At 61.3% G+C, this 17866-nt stretch carries 19 protein-coding genes; 13 read left to right on the top strand and 6 right to left on the bottom strand.

Translation table 11 applies throughout. From position 1 onward, the window contains the following. Nucleotides 1-30 precede the first annotated feature (30 nt). On the bottom strand, nucleotides 31-678 hold the full coding sequence (gene pyrE / locus MJP36_RS02945) for an orotate phosphoribosyltransferase (RefSeq protein ID WP_104995021.1): 648 nt from the start codon (nucleotides 676-678) through the stop codon (nucleotides 31-33). 82 nt (nucleotides 679-760) lie between these two features. Between pyrE and MJP36_RS02940 the strand changes: the two genes are divergently transcribed. Then, nucleotides 761-1540, top strand: a complete 780-nt coding sequence (locus MJP36_RS02940) for an exodeoxyribonuclease III (RefSeq protein WP_003195493.1) — start codon at nucleotides 761-763, stop codon at nucleotides 1538-1540. Between the two features lie 73 nt (nucleotides 1541-1613). Here the strand turns inward: MJP36_RS02940 and MJP36_RS02935 are convergent, their stop codons facing one another. Beyond that, nucleotides 1614-1985 carry a DUF4870 domain-containing protein gene (locus MJP36_RS02935; RefSeq protein WP_060753667.1) on the bottom strand — a complete coding sequence of 124 codons (372 nt, stop codon included), beginning with the start codon at nucleotides 1983-1985 and terminating at the stop codon, nucleotides 1614-1616. A 22-nt stretch (nucleotides 1986-2007) separates the two neighbouring features. Then, on the bottom strand, nucleotides 2008-2730 hold the full coding sequence (rph, locus tag MJP36_RS02930; protein WP_161548604.1) for a ribonuclease PH: 723 nt from the start codon (nucleotides 2728-2730) through the stop codon (nucleotides 2008-2010). A 186-nt stretch (nucleotides 2731-2916) separates the two neighbouring features. Between rph and MJP36_RS02925 the strand changes: the two genes are divergently transcribed. The 6 genes from MJP36_RS02925 (at nucleotide 2917) to MJP36_RS02900 (ending at nucleotide 8229) form a co-directional block, all read left to right on the top strand. Continuing rightward, nucleotides 2917-3780, top strand: coding sequence for a YicC/YloC family endoribonuclease (locus MJP36_RS02925; protein ID WP_090367966.1), 864 nt, complete (start codon nucleotides 2917-2919; stop codon nucleotides 3778-3780). A gap of 10 nt (nucleotides 3781-3790) precedes the next feature. Then, complete coding sequence (gene gmk / locus MJP36_RS02920; RefSeq protein ID WP_060753670.1) at nucleotides 3791-4411, top strand: guanylate kinase; 621 nt, start codon at nucleotides 3791-3793, stop codon at nucleotides 4409-4411. Nucleotides 4412-4578: 167 nt separating this feature from the next. Further along, the gene (gene rpoZ, locus MJP36_RS02915; RefSeq protein WP_060753671.1) at nucleotides 4579-4842 is read left to right on the top strand and encodes a DNA-directed RNA polymerase subunit omega; all 264 of its coding nucleotides are present in this window, start codon (nucleotides 4579-4581) and stop codon (nucleotides 4840-4842) included. 60 nt (nucleotides 4843-4902) lie between these two features. After that, a complete protein-coding gene (gene spoT / locus MJP36_RS02910; protein WP_060753672.1) occupies nucleotides 4903-7008 on the top strand; it encodes a bifunctional GTP diphosphokinase/guanosine-3',5'-bis pyrophosphate 3'-pyrophosphohydrolase in 2106 nt (701 codons plus the stop codon). A gap of 39 nt (nucleotides 7009-7047) precedes the next feature. Beyond that, nucleotides 7048-7428, top strand: a complete 381-nt coding sequence (locus MJP36_RS02905) for a RidA family protein (RefSeq protein WP_060753673.1) — start codon at nucleotides 7048-7050, stop codon at nucleotides 7426-7428. A gap of 57 nt (nucleotides 7429-7485) precedes the next feature. Further along, nucleotides 7486-8229: a hypothetical protein gene (locus tag MJP36_RS02900; RefSeq protein ID WP_060753674.1), complete on the top strand. Its 744-nt coding sequence runs from the start codon at nucleotides 7486-7488 to the stop codon at nucleotides 8227-8229. Nucleotides 8230-8390: 161 nt separating this feature from the next. Here the strand turns inward: MJP36_RS02900 and MJP36_RS02895 are convergent, their stop codons facing one another. Continuing rightward, nucleotides 8391-9248 (bottom strand): SDR family oxidoreductase, encoded by an 858-nt coding sequence (locus tag MJP36_RS02895; protein WP_161548603.1) that lies wholly within the window; start codon nucleotides 9246-9248, stop codon nucleotides 8391-8393. A 188-nt stretch (nucleotides 9249-9436) separates the two neighbouring features. Between MJP36_RS02895 and exbB the strand changes: the two genes are divergently transcribed. From exbB to MJP36_RS02865, 6 genes are all read left to right on the top strand, one after another. Beyond that, complete coding sequence (gene exbB, locus MJP36_RS02890; RefSeq protein ID WP_060756680.1) at nucleotides 9437-10417, top strand: tonB-system energizer ExbB; 981 nt, start codon at nucleotides 9437-9439, stop codon at nucleotides 10415-10417. A gap of 6 nt (nucleotides 10418-10423) precedes the next feature. After that, nucleotides 10424-10849: a TonB system transport protein ExbD gene (gene exbD / locus MJP36_RS02885; RefSeq protein ID WP_003195519.1), complete on the top strand. Its 426-nt coding sequence runs from the start codon at nucleotides 10424-10426 to the stop codon at nucleotides 10847-10849. Beyond that, entirely contained in the window at nucleotides 10846-11595 is a 750-nt protein-coding gene (locus tag MJP36_RS02880; protein WP_060756678.1) for an energy transducer TonB family protein, read from the top strand. The genes exbD and MJP36_RS02880 overlap by 4 nt, the downstream gene beginning before the upstream one ends. A 131-nt stretch (nucleotides 11596-11726) precedes the next feature. Next, nucleotides 11727-12647 (top strand): hydrogen peroxide-inducible genes activator, encoded by a 921-nt coding sequence (locus tag MJP36_RS02875; RefSeq protein WP_244384861.1) that lies wholly within the window; start codon nucleotides 11727-11729, stop codon nucleotides 12645-12647. 8 nt (nucleotides 12648-12655) lie between these two features. After that, nucleotides 12656-14731 (top strand): ATP-dependent DNA helicase RecG, encoded by a 2076-nt coding sequence (gene recG / locus MJP36_RS02870; RefSeq protein WP_090372290.1) that lies wholly within the window; start codon nucleotides 12656-12658, stop codon nucleotides 14729-14731. A 76-nt stretch (nucleotides 14732-14807) separates the two neighbouring features. Then, complete coding sequence (locus MJP36_RS02865; RefSeq protein ID WP_104995024.1) at nucleotides 14808-16208, top strand: aminoacyl-tRNA deacylase and HDOD domain-containing protein; 1401 nt, start codon at nucleotides 14808-14810, stop codon at nucleotides 16206-16208. Between the two features lie 155 nt (nucleotides 16209-16363). On the opposite strand, the gene MJP36_RS02860 is transcribed toward MJP36_RS02865, so the two are convergent. Both MJP36_RS02860 and tagQ read right to left on the bottom strand, forming a co-directional pair. Continuing rightward, entirely contained in the window at nucleotides 16364-16741 is a 378-nt protein-coding gene (locus MJP36_RS02860; protein WP_104995025.1) for a helicase, read from the bottom strand. A 124-nt stretch (nucleotides 16742-16865) separates the two neighbouring features. Continuing rightward, nucleotides 16866-17789, bottom strand: coding sequence for a type VI secretion system-associated lipoprotein TagQ (gene tagQ / locus MJP36_RS02855; RefSeq protein WP_060756676.1), 924 nt, complete (start codon nucleotides 17787-17789; stop codon nucleotides 16866-16868). Between the last annotated feature and the right edge of the window lie 77 nt (nucleotides 17790-17866).

Raw genomic sequence — 17866 nt, 5'->3', positions numbered from 1 at the left:
TAGGAGGTGGGGCTTTTTGTTGTGCGGCGCTTACTGGACGCCGAACTGCTCGCGGTACGCCTTCACCGCCGGCAGGTGCTGCTTGAGCTGCGGATCATCTTCCAGGAACTGCAACACCTGGTTCAGCGATACGATGCTCACTACGGGAATGCCGAAATCGCGCTCGACTTCCTGGATGGCCGACAATTCACCATTGCCACGCTCCTGACGGTTCAGCGCGATCAGTACGCCGGCAGCCTTGGCGCCTTCCTGGGACGCAATGATCTGCATCACTTCGCGGATCGCAGTACCGGCGGTGATCACGTCGTCGATGATCAGCACTTCGCCCTTGAGCGGTGCCCCGACCAGGCTACCGCCTTCGCCGTGGGCCTTGGCCTCTTTGCGGTTGAAGCACCATGGCAGGTCCTGGCCATGATGTTCAGCCAGGGCCACAGCAGTAGCCGCCGCCAGGGGGATACCCTTGTAGGCTGGACCGAACAGCACGTCGAACGAAATACCGCTTTCAACGATGGCCGCCGCGTAGAAACGACCCAGCTGGGCCAGGGCCGAACCCGAGTTGAACAAGCCCGCATTGAAGAAGTACGGGCTGGTGCGCCCGGACTTGAGAGTGAACTCACCGAAGCGCAAAACGCCGCGATCGATGGCAAAACGAATGAAATCGCGTTGATACGCCTGCATGAAAAAAGCCTCAGATACCACGGATTTAGCTAATTAGGTAGACGGCGTGTATCATACACGCACGCGATTTTTGGGGCCATTTATGCGGATCATCAGTGTGAACGTTAATGGTATTCAGGCTGCAGTCGAGCGTGGTTTGCTCAGTTGGCTGCAAGCACAGAATGCCGACGTCATCTGCCTGCAGGACACCCGCGCCTCCGCCTTTGAACTGGACGACCCAGCCTTCCAACTGGATGGCTACTTCCTTTATGCCTGCGATGCCGAAGTGCCCACCCAAGGTGGCGTGGCTTTGTACTCGCGGTTGCAACCCAAGGCGGTCATCAGCGGCCTCGGCTTCGAGACAGCCGACCGCTACGGGCGCTACCTGCAAGCCGATTTCGACAAGGTCAGCATCGCGACCTTGCTGCTCCCTTCGGGGCAGAACGGCGATGAAGACTTGAACCAGAAGTTCAAGCTAATGGACGATTTCGCCCGTTATCTGGATAAACAGCGGCGCAAACGTCGCGAGTACATTTATTGTGGCTCGCTGTACGTGGCGCAACAGAAGCTGGATATCAAGAACTGGCGCGACAGCCAGCAATCCCCGGGTTTCCTGGCGCCGGAACGGGCCTGGATGGACGAGATTGTCGGCAACATGGGTTATGTCGATGCCCTGCGCGAAGTCAGCCGTGAAGGCGACCAGTACAGCTGGTGGCCGGATAACGAACAGGCTGAGATGCTCAACCTGGGCTGGCGTTTCGACTACCAGTTGCTGACCCCTGGTCTGCGCCGGTTTGTACGCAGCGCACGCCTGCCACGCCAGCCACGCTTCTCGCAGCACGCGCCGCTGATCGTGGATTACGACTGGACACTGACCATCTGAGGTCTTTTTCCAGGCACAAAAAAACCGACATCACTGTCGGTTTTTTTGTACCTGCCGGTCAGCTGGGCGCGCGTTACTTGATCACACGCCAGGTCAAGGGATAGCGGTAGGCGATCCCCTTGTTGGCCTTGATACTGCCAATGATGGTCAGCACCACCGTGGCGATCGCCAGGGCGAACATCAGGAAAAAGCCAATCACCGCAAAGGCCAGCACGATGCAAGCGATCCAGGCAATGGCCACGGTGATCTGGAAATTCAAGGCTTCCTTGCCCTGGTCATCAATGAACGGGTCCACTTCCTTCTTCATCTGCCACAGGATCAGCGGCCCCACGACGCTGCCGAAGGGGAACACAAACCCCAGGAACGCCGCGAGATGGCACAACATCGCGCCCTGGCGCACTTCGTAGGAAGGCGTAGGGACAGGCATTTGGCTGTTGTCATTCATGGCGCTTCTCCTTGAGGCGGGTTCAGTCAGCCAGTGCGGCGGTCTGCAGTGCGAAGATTTCGGTCATGCCCTTCTGGGCCAAGGCCAGCATGGCATTCAGCTCAGCCGGCTGGAACGGTGCGCCCTCAGCGGTGCCCTGCACTTCGATGAAACCACCGGTGCTGGTCATCACCACGTTCAGGTCGGTCTCCGCAGCCGAGTCTTCCAGATAGTCCAGGTCCAGCACAGGCTCGCCCTGGTACATGCCCACCGAGACGGCGGCGATCATTTGCTTGAGCGGGTCACCGCCCTTCAGGCCGCCACGTTTCTTGATCACTTTCAACGCGTCGACCAGGGCCACCATGGCGCCGGTGATAGACGCCGTGCGGGTGCCGCCGTCAGCCTGGATCACGTCGCAGTCGACATACAGGGTCACGTCTCCCAGCTTGGACATATCCAGCGCGGCGCGCAGGGAACGACCAATCAGGCGTTGGATTTCCAGGGTACGGCCACCTTGCTTGCCACGGCTGGCTTCACGCTGGTTCCGCTCGCCGGTCGCACGCGGCAACATGCCGTATTCGGCGGTCAACCAGCCCTGGCCCTGGCCCTTGAGGAAGCGTGGTACGCCATTTTCGACGCTGACCGTACAGATGACTTTGGTATCGCCAAACTCGACCAGTACAGATCCCTCGGCGTGTTTGGTGTAGTTGCGGGTGATGCGGATCGAGCGGAGCTGATCGGCAACGCGACCACTTGGACGTTTCATAGGGAGACACCTGTACTGAGGACGAAAAACTGCCGAGCATTATAGAGCCGCGAGCCGATTCGGGGCACTGCTAAAAAATTCGGTTACGAATGCTCGGGTTTGGGCGTGCCCGCCCCACTACGCTACAATCCTGCGCCTTCCTAACCATCAGCCCGTATTTGCTGGGCTGCAACGCGAGGTACCTCCATGGTGCACAGCATGACCGCCTTCGCCCGCGTCGAAAAAGCCGGCGCCCAAGGCACCCTGAGCTGGGAACTGCGCTCGGTCAACAGCCGCTACCTGGAGCCGCACCTGCGCCTGCCGGAGTCTTTCCGTGACCTCGAAGGCGCCGTGCGTGAAGCGCTGCGCCAAGGTATCTCGCGCGGCAAGCTGGAATGCACCCTGCGCTTTACCGAAGAAACCACCGGCAAGCCCTTGCAGGTCGATCGCGACCGCGCCGCGCAACTGGTCGCTGCGGCAGAAACCATCGCCGGCCTGATCCAACAGCCCGCCGCGCTTAACCCACTGGAAGTGCTGGCCTGGCCCGGCGTACTGGTGGCCGACGCTACCGACCCGCAAGCGCTCAACGCCGAAGCCCTGGCCCTGTTCAATCAGGGCTTGAAGGAGCTCAAGGCCGGCCGCGAGCGCGAAGGCGCCGAACTGGCCCGCCTGATCAACGAACGCCTGACGTCAATCGAAGAAGACGTGGTCATCCTGCGCGAACTGGTGCCGCAAATGCTCGCCACCCAGCGCCAGAAGGTCCTCGATCGCTTTGCCGACATGAAGGCTGACCTGGACCCGACACGCCTGGAGCAGGAAATGGTCCTGCTGGCCCAGAAGAGCGACGTTGCGGAAGAACTCGACCGCCTCAGCACCCATATCCTCGAAGTGCGCCGCGTACTCAAGTCCGCCGGTGCCGCCGGTCGGCGCCTGGACTTCCTGATGCAGGAACTCAACCGCGAAGCCAATACACTGGGTTCCAAGGCGTTTGACCCACGCAGCACACAAGCGGCGGTCAACCTCAAAGTGTTGATCGAGCAGATGCGCGAACAAGTACAGAATATTGAGTAAGGCAACTTCCATGACCCACAGCACCGGCACCCTTTACATCATTTCCGCCCCTTCGGGCGCGGGCAAGAGCAGCTTGGTCAAGGCCCTGACCGACGCTGACGAGCACATCCGCATCTCGGTTTCCCACACCACCCGCGCCATGCGCCCGGGCGAGGTCAACGGCGAGCACTACCATTTCGTCGAGCGCACCGAGTTCGTCAAGATGATCGAGCACGGCGACTTCCTGGAACGTGCCGAAGTCTTCGGCAACCTCTACGGCACCTCGCAGAGCCACTTGCAGCAGACCCTGGACGAAGGCCACGACCTGATCCTGGAAATCGACTGGCAGGGCGCCGAACAGGTACGCAAGCTGATGCCCCAGGCGCGCTCGATCTTTATCCTGCCGCCGTCCCTGGAAGCCTTGCACCAGCGTCTGACCAATCGCGGCCAGGACAGCAACGAGATCATCGAAGGTCGCATGCGCGAAGCCGTCAGTGAAATGAGCCACTACGTCGATTACGATTACCTGATCATCAATGACGACTTTGCCCACGCACTGGATGATCTGAAGGCCATTTTCCGCACCAATCAGCTGCAGCAAAAGCGCCAACAGCAGCGTTTCGGCAAATTGCTCGCCGAACTGCTGGGTTGATTGGCTCTTCCCAAAACCGCCGCCAGGGCTTTACATTGGTGCCTGTAGCGGTTTTGCGAGGGCCTGCGGAAAATCAGCGCTTCCCTAAACGCTGGTGATTTTTTAAACTGTTTAGTCCGCTCGCCCAACCGGGCAGCGCGCATCTTGCATTCGCTCCGAGGAATACCATGGCCCGCGTAACCGTTGAAGACTGCCTAGAACACGTGGATAACCGCTTTGAGCTGGTCATGCTCTCTACCAAGCGTGCCCGTCAATTGGCCACTGGTGGCAAAGAGCCTCTGGTCCAGTGGGAAAACGACAAGCCTACCGTTGTAGCCCTGCGTGAAATCGCTGAAGGCCTGATGAGCTACGAGTTCATCGCCGAGCAGGAAATCGTTCAGGACGAACCGCTGTTTGCAGCGTTCGAGGACGAGTCCAACGAGGCCGTTTAAGCCTATGCCTGGTCGACGTAGCACGGCGCAGGGTCACAGCCAACGGCAGGAGTTCGCACTTTGCCGAGCATAGACGCCCTCGCCGATCGCTTATCGGCCTACCTCGGCCCAGACCAGGTCAACCTGGTCCGCCGAGCGTATTTCTACGCTGAACAAGCCCACGACGGCCAACGCCGCCGCAGTGGCGAGGCGTATGTCACCCATCCTCTTGCGGTGGCAAATATTCTTGCCGACATGCACATGGACCATCAAAGCCTGATGGCCGCGATGCTGCATGACGTGATCGAAGACACCGGCATCGCCAAGGAAGCGCTGAGCGCGCAATTTGGCGAAACCGTGGCCGAACTGGTCGACGGGGTCAGCAAACTGACCCAGATGAACTTCGAGACCAAGGCCGAAGCCCAGGCGGAAAACTTCCAGAAGATGGCCATGGCCATGGCCCGCGATATCCGGGTGATCCTGGTCAAGCTGGCCGACCGGCTGCACAACATGCGCACACTGGAAGTGCTGTCCGGCGAAAAACGTCGGCGCATTGCCAAGGAAACCCTGGAAATCTATGCGCCCATCGCCAACCGGCTGGGCATGCATGCCATTCGTATCGAATTCGAAGACCTCGGCTTCAAAGCGATGCATCCGATGCGCTCGGCGCGCATCTACCAGGCCGTCAAGCGCGCCCGTGGCAATCGCAAGGAAATCGTCAACAAGATCGAAGAGTCCCTGAGCCATTGCCTGGCGATCGACGAGATCGAAGGCGAAGTCAGCGGCCGGCAGAAACACATCTACGGCATCTATAAAAAGATGCGCGGCAAGCGTCGGGCCTTCAACGAGATCATGGACGTGTATGCGTTCCGGATCATCGTCGACAAGGTCGACACCTGCTACCGCGTACTCGGCGCCGTACACAATTTGTACAAGCCGCTGCCGGGTCGCTTCAAGGACTACATCGCCATTCCCAAGGCCAACGGCTATCAATCGCTGCATACCACGTTGTTCGGTATGCACGGGGTGCCGATCGAGATCCAGATCCGCACTCGGGAAATGGAAGAAATGGCCAACAATGGCATCGCTGCCCACTGGCTCTACAAGTCCAGCGGCGACGAGCAACCCAAAGGCACCCATGCCCGCGCCCGCCAATGGGTAAAAGGCGTGCTGGAAATGCAGCAACGTGCTGGTAACTCCCTGGAATTCATCGAAAGCGTGAAGATCGACCTGTTCCCGGACGAGGTCTACGTATTTACGCCCAAAGGCCGCATCATGGAGCTGCCCAAAGGCTCCACGGCGGTCGACTTTGCCTACGCCGTGCATACCGACGTGGGTAACAGCTGCATTGCCTGCCGGATCAACCGTCGCCTCGCGCCGCTGTCCGAGCCCCTGCAAAGCGGTTCCACGGTCGAGATCGTCAGCGCCCCGGGCGCACGCCCGAACCCGGCGTGGCTCAATTTCGTCGTCACCGGCAAGGCACGCACGCACATCCGCCACGCCCTGAAACTGCAACGCCGTTCCGAGTCCATCAGCCTCGGCGAACGCCTGCTGAACAAGGTGCTCAACGGTTTCGACAGCGCCCTCGACAAGATCCCGCACGAGCGTGTGCAGGCGATACTCAACGAGTATCACCAGCAAAACATCGAAGACCTGCTGGAAGATATCGGCCTGGGGAACCGCATGGCCTACGTGGTCGCCCGTCGCCTGTTGGGCGAAGGCGAGCAGTTGCCAAGCCCCGAAGGCCCGCTGGCGATTCGCGGCACCGAGGGCCTGGTGCTCAGCTACGCCAAGTGCTGCACGCCGATCCCGGGCGACCCGATTGTCGGCCATCTGTCCGCCGGCAAAGGCATGGTGGTGCACCTGGACAACTGCCGAAACATCAGCGAAATCCGCCACAACCCGGAAAAATGCATCCAGCTCTCGTGGGCCAAGGATGTCACCGGCGAATTCAACGTCGAGTTGCGAGTGGAGTTGGAACACCAGCGCGGCTTGATCGCCCTGTTGGCCAGCAGCGTCAACGCAGCCGATGGCAATATCGAAAAAATCAGCATGGATGAACGCGACGGCCGCATCAGCGTGGTCCAGTTGGTGGTCAGCGTCCACGACCGCGTGCACCTGGCCCGCGTGATCAAGAAACTGCGCGCCCTGACCGGGGTGATCCGCATCACCCGCATGCGTGCTTAGCGCATCAAATAAGTCATCTTCTCTTACAAGGAGTCACAAATGACCAAGACTGTTATCAACAGCGACAAGGCCCCGGCCGCCATCGGTACTTATTCCCAGGCGATCAAGGCAGGCAATACCGTCTACATGTCCGGCCAGATCCCGCTGGACCCAAAGACCATGGAACTGGTTGAAGGCTTCGAAGCACAGACCGTACAAGTCTTCGAAAACCTCAAGTCCGTCGCCGAAGCTGCTGGTGGTTCGTTCAAGGACATCGTCAAACTGAACATCTTCCTGACTGACCTGAGCCACTTCGCCAAGGTCAACGAGATCATGGGCAAGTACTTCGAACAACCCTACCCAGCCCGCGCCGCCATTGGCGTGGCCGCTCTGCCAAAGGGCGCGCAGGTTGAGATGGACGCGATTCTGGTCATCGAGTAAAAACACCCGGCGCAGCCTCCACAGGCCGCGCCGACTTTGTTTTAAAAGGATTTCGTAATGCGCAAAGCGCTTGTAGCCTCTTCGTTGCTCGCCCTGCTGCTGGGCGGCTGCGCCAGCAACCCTGCAGACCTGGATGTGAGTGGCACCTGGATCAACCAGGCCGCCATCGACGCAGCAGCCAAGGGCGGCCCTTTGCGTGAAGCACTGCAGAGCAATGGGCCGAACCTCGAATGGGAGGTCAATACCAAAGCGCTGCAGGCGCGCTACTACAACGGTTTTGAAGTCGCCGAAGGCAAGTTGATCGGCGAGAAACCAGGCGCCTGGAGCGTCGACTTCTACGGCAGCGCAGCCACCGAACTCAAGCGCAAAGGCAAACAACTGCTGCAAGTGGCCAACGACAACGAGCCTGAACAGTTGTTCGCCCGCGCCAAAGACCCGGCCCCGGAAGGCGCACCGCTGGGTGCCAACTTCGAGCGGGCACTGTATGCAGCTTACATGGGCGGCGACTGGAAGATCACCGACGGCAACGGTGACGGCTCCACGGTGCAGTTCCAGGCCAACGGCAAGGTCGCCGGCCTGCCTGGGGTCGATCACTACTCGCTGTGCCTGGCCGGCGACTGCGCCTCCATGAGCGGCGGCTACGACAGCATCTGGCTGCAACTGAACGGCAAGGGTAACCCGTGGATCTTCGCCCGCAAGGGCAAGCAACTGGAAATATTCCAGGCGGTGAACACTGCTCAGGCGGACGAAGTACCTTCGTTTACGCCGGGGCCGCGTCAATGGCTACTGGAAAAGCAATGACGCACGCAGCTCTGTAGTGAGCGGGCTTGCCCCGCGCTGGGCGGCGCAGCCGCCCCAAACCCAGGCACCTCAGTCCTCCTGAAATACCGCGGCGTCTTTGTTGGGGCGGCTTTGCCACCCAGCGCGGGGCAAGCCCGCTCACTACAAATTAGCTGTTTTATTCAGCACTTACCTTCAAGAATCGCCGCATACCCTTCGCGGTAACTCGGATAGGCCGGGCGCCAACCCAGTGCTTTAGCTCGAGCATTACTGCATTGCTTGCTGCCGGCACGCCGCACACTGGCGTCTTCGGCCCATTCGGTCACGCCCAGATACTCGCGTAGCCAAGCCACCACTTCAGCCAGCGGCGCAGGCGCATCGTCGACACCGATATAGATCTTGTCCAGCGAACCACCCTGCTCCACATGGCGCAACAAAAACGCCAGCAGGCCTGCCGCATCATCCGCATGGATCCGGTTGCCATACAAAGGTGGCTCGATCGCCACGCGATAACCTTGGCGAACCTGGGTCAACAGCCACTCACGGCCCGGGCCGTAAATACCGGTCAAGCGCACGACGGTCGCGGGAATACCGCTGTTGAGGGCGACTTGCTCAGCCTCCAGCATCACTTGGCCGGAGTAACCTTTGGCCTGAGTGTCGGAGGTTTCATCGACCCACTCACCATTCTGCTGTCCATACACGCTGCTGCTGGACACAAACAGCAGGTGCTTCGGCGCCTGGCCGTAGTCCTGCAGCCACTCCAGCACATGCTGCAAGCCTTGCACATAAGCGGCGCGGTAGCCGGCTTCATCGTGGTCCGTTGCGGCAGCGCAATACACCAGGTAATCCACCCCGCCGATCGGCCAGGTGTCAGGGCAGTCCTTGTTGAACAGGTCACCGGCAATGCCGATTACGCCGTCGGGCAGACGCGAAATATCGCGACGCAAGCCGTGTACCTCCCATTCCGAGGCCAGCAATTGGCTAGCCAGCCGACTACCCACATCACCGCAACCGGCAATCACAACAGAAGGCGCAGACATTTCAAAACTCCGTTCTTAAAGGCGCAGATTAGCCCCCGAAGATGACCAGCGGCCAGCAAAAGGACAAATAAAGTAACTGTATTACTTTAGTTAACAAGAATTACTTGCAATAATGTCCGCCCATTTGTCCTCGGCCCAAAGGGTCTGGAAGGGCGATCACCCATTTTCTTCTCTCAGGTCCGGCCAGCATGACACGTAATATCAACCCCGCTTCGCCAACCCTGCTTCACAGTCCCTCCCGCGCCTGGCGTGCGGTGGCTGCGATGCTGTTCAGCGTACTGCTGGCGCCGACCGCCGCATTCGCTGACGCCACTGCCCCCGCCACTCCGGCCACTGCCGAGCACAGCGCTGCAGCCCCGGCGGCTCCTGCCGCCGCACCGGTTGCCACTGACCCATCCCAGGCCGCCACTCCAGCGCCTGCCGCCGAACCCGGCGTTGTGCTGGAAGAAGACAACACCCTGGGCATGGCCCATGACCTGTCGCCGTGGGGCATGTACCAGAACGCTGACGTGGTGGTAAAAGCCGTGATGATCGGCCTGGCCATCGCCTCGATCATTACCTGGACCATCTGGATCGCCAAAGGCTTTGAACTGCTGGGCGCCAAGCGTCGTCTGCGCAGTGAAATCGCCCACCTGAAAAAGGCCACCACCCTCAAGGAAGCGAGCGACACCGCGACCAAAAAGGGCACCCTGGCCAACCTGCTGGTGCACGACGCACTGGAAGAAATGCGCCTGTCGGCCAACACGCGTGAAAAAGAAGGCATCAAGGAACGCGTCAGCTTCCGCCTGGAGCGCCTGGTGGCCGCCTGCGGTCGCAACATGAGCAGCGGCACCGGTGTACTCGCAACCATCGGCTCTACCGCGCCATTCGTCGGCCTGTTCGGCACCGTATGGGGCATCATGAACAGCTTCATCGGTATCGCCAAAACCCAGACCACCAACCTCGCCGTCGTTGCCCCCGGTATCGCAGAAGCCTTGCTGGCTACCGCCCTGGGCCTGGTTGCGGCGATTCCTGCGGTGGTGATCTACAACGTGTTCGCCCGTTCGATTGCCGGCTACAAGGCGCAGGTGTCGGATGCGTCGGCAGAAGTCCTGTTGCTGGTCAGCCGCGACCTCGATCACCTGCCTACCGAGCGCAGCTCGCAACCGCACATGGTGAAAGTGGGGTAATCGGCCATGGGCCTGCATTTGAATCAAGGCGACGACGAGCTCGTCGAGAACCACGAGATCAATGTCACGCCGTTTATCGACGTGATGCTGGTGCTGCTGATCATCTTCATGGTGGCGGCTCCACTGGCGACCGTAGACATCAAGGTCGACCTGCCCGCGTCCAGCGCCAAGCCTGCACCACGGCCGGAGAAACCGATCTTCCTCAGCGTCAAGGCGGACCAACGCCTGTTCCTGGGCGAAGAAGAAGTCAAGGCTGAAACCCTGGGCCCGGTGCTCGATGCCAAGACCCAAGGCAAGAAAGACACGACGATCTTCTTCCAGGCCGACAAGGGCGTGGACTACGGCGACCTGATGAGCGTGATGGATGCCCTGCGGGCAGCCGGCTACCTCAAGGTGGGCCTGGTCGGACTTGAGACGGCAGCCAAGAAATGATCACGACGCGCCACAAACTGACGCGTTATGGCACCAGCCTTGCCGTCGTGCTAGGCGTGCATGCCGTCGCGATCCTCATCGCGCTCCAATGGTCCGCGCCGCATCCGGTGCAGCTGCCGCCGGCGGCCATGGTCATCGACCTGGCGCCGATGCCGGCACCACCACCGCCGGCGCCGCCCAAGGTCATCACGCCGCCGCAACCGCCCGCTCCGGTGGAAGAGCTGCCCCTGCCGAAACTGGCCGAGGCGCCCAAGCCAACGATCCAGGTGCCCAAGCCGGTCAAACCCAAGCCCAAGCCTGCGCCGCCCAAACCGGTAGAGAAGAAGCCCGAGCCGCCCAAGGAGAAACCTTCCGAAGAGCCGCCGAGTGAAACACCACCGACCAACGCGCCCGCAGAAAAGTCGGCCCAGCCGGTGCCTGGCCCGTCCCCCCAACAGGTCGCCGCCAAAGCATCCTGGGAAGGTGCCCTGCTGGCGCATTTGCAGAAGTACAAGAAGTACCCGCCAAGCGCCCAGCGCAGCGGCAAGGAAGGCCTGAACCGCTTGCGCTTCGTGGTCGACGGAGAGGGCAATGTGCTGTCCTATGAGTTGGTAGGCCGCTCCGGCAACGCCGACCTGGACCGTGCGACCCTGGACATGATCCGTCGTGCCCAGCCACTGCCCAAGCCGCCGGCCGACATGCTGAAAGGTGGCAGCATCGAAATCGTTGCGCCCTTCGTCTACAACATCGAAAAGCGCCGCCGGTAACGCTGAGCGTGGTGAGGGGCAACTCTCACCACCTTCAGCAAAATCCCCACTCAATCCCCACCAAAGTTCTGATAACGTGCGTCTATCGATTGCAGCCGGTATGCTTGGGCTGTACCTCATGGACGCCCGCTATGACTCTTACAGAATTACGCTACATCGTGACCCTCGCCCAAGAGCAGCACTTCGGCCATGCGGCCGAGCGTTGCCATGTCAGCCAACCGACCCTGTCGGTGGGCGTGAAAAAGCTTGAAGACGAACTCGGTGTGCTGATCTTCGAGCGCAGCAAAAGCGCCGTACGCCTCACCCCGGTGGGCGAAGGCATTGTGGCCCAGGCCCAGAAAGTCCTGGAGCAGGCGCAGAGCATTCGCGAGTTGGCCCAGGCCGGCAAGAACCAGCTGACCGCGCCTCTGAAGGTTGGCGCCATCTATACCGTTGGCCCCTACCTGTTCCCGCACCTGATTCCGCAACTGCACCGCGTTGCACCGCAGATGCCGTTGTACATCGAAGAAAACTTCACTCATGTGCTGCGCGACAAGCTGCGCAACGGTGAGCTGGACGCGATCATCATTGCCCTGCCGTTCAACGAAGCAGACGTGCTGACCCTGCCGCTCTATGACGAGCCGTTCTATGTGCTGATGCCGGCCTCGCACCCATGGACGCAGAAAGACACGATCGACGCCGGCCTGCTCAACGACAAGAGCCTGTTGCTGCTCGGCGAAGGCCACTGCTTCCGCGACCAGGTGCTCGAAGCCTGCCCGACCCTGACCAAGGGCAACGACGGCGCCAAGCACACCACCGTGGAGTCCAGCTCCCTGGAGACGATTCGCCACATGGTCGCCTCCGGCCTGGGCATTTCGATCCTGCCGCTGTCGGCAGTGGACAGCCATCACTACGCCCCCGGCGTGATCGAAGTGCGCCCGCTCACGGCACCCGTGCCGTTCCGTACCGTGGCCATTGCCTGGCGCGCCAGTTTCCCGCGGCCCAAAGCCATTGAGATCCTCGCCGACTCGATCCGCCTGTGTTCGGTGGCCAAGCCGACGGCTGCGAGCTGACACGTCGTATGACTGAACTGTCGCAGGTGTCGGTGACGGCACTCAAGGGTGTCGGTGAAGCCATGGCCGAAAAACTGGCCAAGGTCGGCCTGGAAAACCTCCAGGACGTGCTGTTCCACCTGCCGCTGCGCTATCAGGACCGCACCCGCGTGGTACCTATCGGCCAGTTGCGTCCTGGGCAGGATGCGGTGATCGAAGGCACCGTCAGCGGTGCCGACGTGGTCATGGGCAAGCGCCGCAGCCTGGTGGTACGCCTGCAGGACGGCACCGGCGGGCTGAGCCTGCGCTTCTATCACTTCAGCAACGCACAGAAAGAGGGCCTCAAGCGCGGCACCCGCGTACGCTGCTACGGTGAGGCGCGCCCCGGCGCCTCGGGCCTGGAGATCTACCATCCGGAATACCGCGCCATCACCGGCGACGAGCCGCCGCCGGTAGACACCACGCTGACGCCCATCTACCCGCTCACCGAAGGCTTGACTCAACAACGCCTGCGCCAGCTGTGCATGCAGACCCTGACGATGCTCGGCCCGAAAAGCCTGCCCGACTGGCTGCCCCTGGAGCTTGCCCGCGATTACCAATTGGCGCCCCTGGACGATGCGATCCGCTACCTGCATCACCCACCCGCCGACGCCGATGTCGACGAACTGGCCCTGGGTCATCACTGGGCCCAGCACCGCCTGGCCTTCGAGGAACTGCTGACCCACCAACTGTCCCAGCAACGCCTGCGCGAGAGCATGCGCTCGCTGCGCGCGCCGGCGATGCCCAAGGCCACGCGCTTGCCCGCACTCTACTTGGCCAACCTCGGCTTTACCCCGACCGGAGCACAACAGCGCGTCGGCAATGAAATCGCCTACGACTTGAGCCAGAAAGAACCGATGCTGCGCCTGATCCAGGGCGACGTAGGCGCCGGCAAGACCGTGGTCGCCGCCCTCGCCGCCCTGCAAGCACTGGAGGCCGGTTACCAGGTCGCGCTGATGGCGCCTACGGAGATCCTTGCCGAACAGCATTTCATTACCTTCAAACGCTGGCTCGAACCCTTGGGCCTGGAAGTCGCGTGGCTGGCCGGCAAGCTCAAGGGCAAGAACCGTGCGGCGGCGCTGGAACAGATCGCCGCAGGTGCGCCGATGGTGGTCGGCACCCACGCATTGTTCCAAGACGAAGTGCAGTTCAAGAACCTGGCACTGGTGATCATCGACGAGCAACACCGCTTCGGCGTGCAGCAGCGCCTGGCTCTGCGCCAGAAAGGCGTGGGCGGGCGCATGAACCCGCACCAGTTGATCATGACCGCCACCCCGATCCCGCGCACCCTGGCCATGAGCGCCTATGCCGACCTCGACACCTCGATCCTCGACGAACTGCCTCCCGGCCGTACCCCCGTCAATACCGTCCTGGTCACCGACACCCGCCGCGTGGAAGTAATCGAGCGCGTACGCGGAGCCTGCGCCGAAGGTCGTCAGGCCTATTGGGTGTGCACGCTGATCGAAGAGTCCGAAGAACTGACCTGCCAGGCCGCCGAAACCACGTACGAAGACCTCAGCAGCGCCTTGGGCGAATTGAAGGTCGGGTTGATCCACGGCCGCATGAAGCCTGCGGAAAAAGCTGCGGTGATGGCCGAATTCAAGGCCGGCAACCTGCAACTGCTGGTGGCCACCACGGTAATCGAGGTGGGTGTGGACGTACCCAACGCCAGCCTGATGATCATCGAAAACCCCGAGCGCCTGGGCCTGGCGCAACTGCACCAGCTGCGCGGCCGTGTCGGCCGGGGCAGCGCGGCCAGCCATTGCGTGCTGCTGTATCACCCGCCGCTATCGCAAATCGGTCGTCAGCGCCTGGGCATCATGCGTGAAACCAACGATGGTTTTGTCATCGCCGAGAAAGACCTCGAACTGCGCGGCCCCGGCGAAATGCTCGGCACCCGCCAGACCGGCCTGCTGCAATTCAAGGTCGCCGACCTGATGCGCGACGCCGACCTGCTGCCCGCCGTGCGTGACGCGGCACAAGCGCTACTGGAGCGCTGGCCGGAGCATGTCAGCCCATTGCTGAATCGTTGGCTACGACATGGACAGCAATACGGCCAAGTGTGACGCCTGCCTCACTTTCCGACCAACACCTGTATCAAGCTGGTTATACTTCTTGGACTGTACGAATTTGGATCAGGCCATGTCAGAAGTAGCCCTCGCCACAGCCCCACTGACCGCTCCGCCGGTCATTCGGGCTCTGCTCGCAAAGCTCGCCATCCCCTACACGGAAGTTGCCGAACAACCTGGCCTGAATCCCGCGCGAAAGGTCCAGGCGGTACTGCTGGAAGATGCCGTTGGCGCTCTCATGGTGCTGTTCCCCCAGAACCAGTTGCTTGACCTCAACCGCTTGGCCGAACTGACCGGGCGCCGCCTGACGGCCGTAGCGCCGGAGCGCATCGAACGCATGCTGGGCAAGCATGAATTGAGCCTGCTACCCGGGCTGCCCGCGCTCACCAGTTCGCCATGCCTGTACGAAGGCAGCTTGCTAAACGAACCGAGCCTGCTGGTGCATTCGGGCGAAGCCGGGCTGCTGCTGGAAATTGCCAGTGACATGTTCAAGACCATGCTCACCAAGGCCAGCGCCGGGCACTTCGGCGAGCCGTTGAGCAACATCCGCCCCAACCTCGATCGTCCCAACGATGACCGTGAGGAAATTACCCAGGCGATGCAGGCGTTTACCGCCCGGCGTATCCAGCAACGCCTGGAAGCGACCATCGAAATTCCGCCGCTGGCCGATACCGCGCAAAAAATCATCAAGTTGCGCGTCGACCCCAACGCCACCATCGATGACATTACCGGCGTGGTCGAAACCGACCCGGCCCTGGCTGCCCAAGTGGTGAGCTGGGCCGCGTCGCCGTACTACGCCTCGCCAGGTAAGATTCGCTCAGTGGAAGACGCCATCGTGCGTGTGCTGGGCTTTGACCTGGTGATCAACCTGGCGCTTGGCCTGGCCCTGGGCAAGACCCTGAGCCTGCCCAAAGACCATCCGCACCAGGCCACCCCGTATTGGCACCAATCGATCTACACCGCCGCCGTGATCGAGGGCCTGACCCGCGCCATGCCGCGCGCCCAGCGCCCGGAAGCCGGCCTGACCTACCTGGCCGGCCTGCTGCACAACTTCGGTTACCTGCTGCTGGCTCACGTATTCCCGCCACATTTCTCGTTGATCTGCCGCCACCTGGAGGTCAACCCGCACCTGTGCCACAGCTATGTCGAACAGCACCTGCTGGGCATCAGCCGCGAACAGATCGGCGCCTGGCTGATGCGCTACTGGGACATGCCGGACGAACTGTCCACCGCCCTGCGCTTCCAGCACGACCCGACCTACGATGGCCAATACGCCGAGTACCCGAACCTGGTGTGCCTGGCCGTACGTTTGCTGCGCAGCCGTGGCATCGGTTCCGGGCCGGATGAAGCGATCCCGGAGGCGCTGCTCGAGCGCCTCGGGTTGAGCCGTGACAAGGCAGAGGACGTGGTGGGTAAAGTGCTGGATGCCGAGGTGTTGTTGCGCGAGTTGGCGTCGCAGTTCAACCAAGGCTGACGCTCAGCTTGTGTAGTGAGCGGGCTTGCCCCGCGCTGGGTGGCAAAGCCACCCCAACAGCAACGCCGCGGTGTTTCAGAGAGACCGAGGTGCCTGGGTTTAGGGCGGCTGCGCCACCCAGCGCGGGGCAAGCCCACTCACTACAAAGCCCCTTGTCAGGCTTTCTTTTTCTTCGGCTTCAAATATTTGGTCAAGCCCTGGAACCAGATTACCAGCGCCGGGTTTCCCTTGATCTGGATCGACTTGTCCTGAATCCCCGTCATGAACGCCAGTTGCTTGTTCTTCGCCTGCATGGTGGCAAAGCCATAGGCGGCGTCTTTGAAGGCAATGGCAAATGCCGGTGACGGGTGTACACCCGAACGGCTGGTGATGCGCTGGTCTTTGACGATGAAGTGACGGGCAACCTTGCCGTCGAGAGTCTGCAACTGGAACGCCAGGTCTTTATCACCCAACTGTTGCTGGAAGGCAGGATTGGTGCGGCTGGCTTTGCCCATCATCAGGCCCAGCACCCACAGCAGAAGACGAAATTTCATGCACACGGCCTCGGTGTATTTATTAAGTGGCCGCAGCAGTGTAACGATTTGCAGGCAGAACGCCACCGATCTCGCGCTTTAGCGGGAGATCGGCAGGCGTTTAACGCTTATAGCAACATCTTGCTTAAACGTTAGGGCAAGGCACCGGCGCCCAATCGGCCAGGTTCGGATCGCGGCAAGTGCCTTCGATCTGGGCCTTGCCGGCGCTGGCAACCTGCTTGCTTTCAGCTTGCTTGGCCTGCACGGTCTGGATGCTCTTCTCGGTAGTGACCGCTTCTTTAGGCACGGTTGGCAGAACCGGCTTTTTCGCAGGTTTTACGGCTTTCTTACCCTTGGTCGGCGCTACCACAGGCGTGGTGTCGGCGGTGGCCACGGTGACCACGTCGGTACGTTGCACGCCAACCTGTTGCAGGTCTTTCTCATAAGCCTGGGTGTAGTTGTTCAGGTCTTCACTGGCCTTGCCGTTGACCGCGACGATCAGGTCGTTGGACTCCTTCAGGCCCGCGACGATTTCCGCCAGGCGCTTGCGGCCTTCGGTGTCGTTGACGGTCTTGGCCTTGCGGTCATTCACCAGCTGGGTGAACGCGCTCTGATAGCACTGCTGGGACGCTTTGGCGTAAGCGGTGCTGCGGTCGATGTCGGACGCGCTTTTATTGAAGTCGGTGGAGTAGGACGCGATGCGCTGCTTGTCATCGGCGATCTGCTTTTGACGCTCGGTGTAGTAACCCGCCGCGCCGCCAGCCAGTGCACCGCCCGCAGCGCCAATGGCCGCGTTACGACCGCGCTTGTCGGCGTCGCCGGTCAGGGCACCCAGCAATGCACCACCGGCCGCGCCGATGGCCGCACCGGTCACCACCGATTTGGTCATGTTCGAATCGGTGGCGCGCAGGTGCTGCACCGGCTCGTAGCAGTTCGGGTAGTACTCGACCTTGGTGCTCGACGCGACCTTGGAGGCCGGTGACGTGGCGCAACCAGTCAATACGGTACTGAAACCGGCTGCGATCAGCAGCAGGTGACGCTTGGAAACCGCCTTACGGGAAAAAAGCATAGGTGTGATCTCTGTTAAGTTTGACTTGCCCAGCACGGCCCACCGCCGCCTGAGTCCCTTCCAAGCTCGCCGCACAA

This window comes from Pseudomonas palleroniana, from assembly GCF_022836895.1.
In the GTDB taxonomy this organism is placed as follows: domain Bacteria; phylum Pseudomonadota; class Gammaproteobacteria; order Pseudomonadales; family Pseudomonadaceae; genus Aquipseudomonas; species Aquipseudomonas palleroniana.
This window is presented reverse-complemented; position numbering and strand designations above follow the sequence as displayed.

Excerpts from the sequence above, each read along its gene's own strand:
- pyrE (WP_104995021.1), bottom strand. The coding sequence starts at position 678 with ATGCAGGCGTATCAACGCGATTTCATTCGTTTTGCCATCGATCGCGGC.
- MJP36_RS02940 (WP_003195493.1), top strand. The coding sequence starts at position 761 with ATGCGGATCATCAGTGTGAACGTTAATGGTATTCAGGCTGCAGTCGAG.
- MJP36_RS02935 (WP_060753667.1), bottom strand. The coding sequence starts at position 1,985 with ATGAATGACAACAGCCAAATGCCTGTCCCTACGCCTTCCTACGAAGTG.
- rph (WP_161548604.1), bottom strand. The coding sequence starts at position 2,730 with ATGAAACGTCCAAGTGGTCGCGTTGCCGATCAGCTCCGCTCGATCCGC.
- MJP36_RS02925 (WP_090367966.1), top strand. The coding sequence starts at position 2,917 with ATGGTGCACAGCATGACCGCCTTCGCCCGCGTCGAAAAAGCCGGCGCC.
- gmk (WP_060753670.1), top strand. The coding sequence starts at position 3,791 with ATGACCCACAGCACCGGCACCCTTTACATCATTTCCGCCCCTTCGGGC.
- rpoZ (WP_060753671.1), top strand. The coding sequence starts at position 4,579 with ATGGCCCGCGTAACCGTTGAAGACTGCCTAGAACACGTGGATAACCGC.
- MJP36_RS02905 (WP_060753673.1), top strand. The coding sequence starts at position 7,048 with ATGACCAAGACTGTTATCAACAGCGACAAGGCCCCGGCCGCCATCGGT.
- MJP36_RS02900 (WP_060753674.1), top strand. The coding sequence starts at position 7,486 with ATGCGCAAAGCGCTTGTAGCCTCTTCGTTGCTCGCCCTGCTGCTGGGC.
- MJP36_RS02895 (WP_161548603.1), bottom strand. The coding sequence starts at position 9,248 with ATGTCTGCGCCTTCTGTTGTGATTGCCGGTTGCGGTGATGTGGGTAGT.
- exbB (WP_060756680.1), top strand. The coding sequence starts at position 9,437 with ATGACACGTAATATCAACCCCGCTTCGCCAACCCTGCTTCACAGTCCC.
- exbD (WP_003195519.1), top strand. The coding sequence starts at position 10,424 with ATGGGCCTGCATTTGAATCAAGGCGACGACGAGCTCGTCGAGAACCAC.
- MJP36_RS02880 (WP_060756678.1), top strand. The coding sequence starts at position 10,846 with ATGATCACGACGCGCCACAAACTGACGCGTTATGGCACCAGCCTTGCC.
- MJP36_RS02875 (WP_244384861.1), top strand. The coding sequence starts at position 11,727 with ATGACTCTTACAGAATTACGCTACATCGTGACCCTCGCCCAAGAGCAG.
- recG (WP_090372290.1), top strand. The coding sequence starts at position 12,656 with ATGACTGAACTGTCGCAGGTGTCGGTGACGGCACTCAAGGGTGTCGGT.
- MJP36_RS02865 (WP_104995024.1), top strand. The coding sequence starts at position 14,808 with ATGTCAGAAGTAGCCCTCGCCACAGCCCCACTGACCGCTCCGCCGGTC.
- MJP36_RS02860 (WP_104995025.1), bottom strand. The coding sequence starts at position 16,741 with ATGAAATTTCGTCTTCTGCTGTGGGTGCTGGGCCTGATGATGGGCAAA.
- tagQ (WP_060756676.1), bottom strand. The coding sequence starts at position 17,789 with ATGCTTTTTTCCCGTAAGGCGGTTTCCAAGCGTCACCTGCTGCTGATC.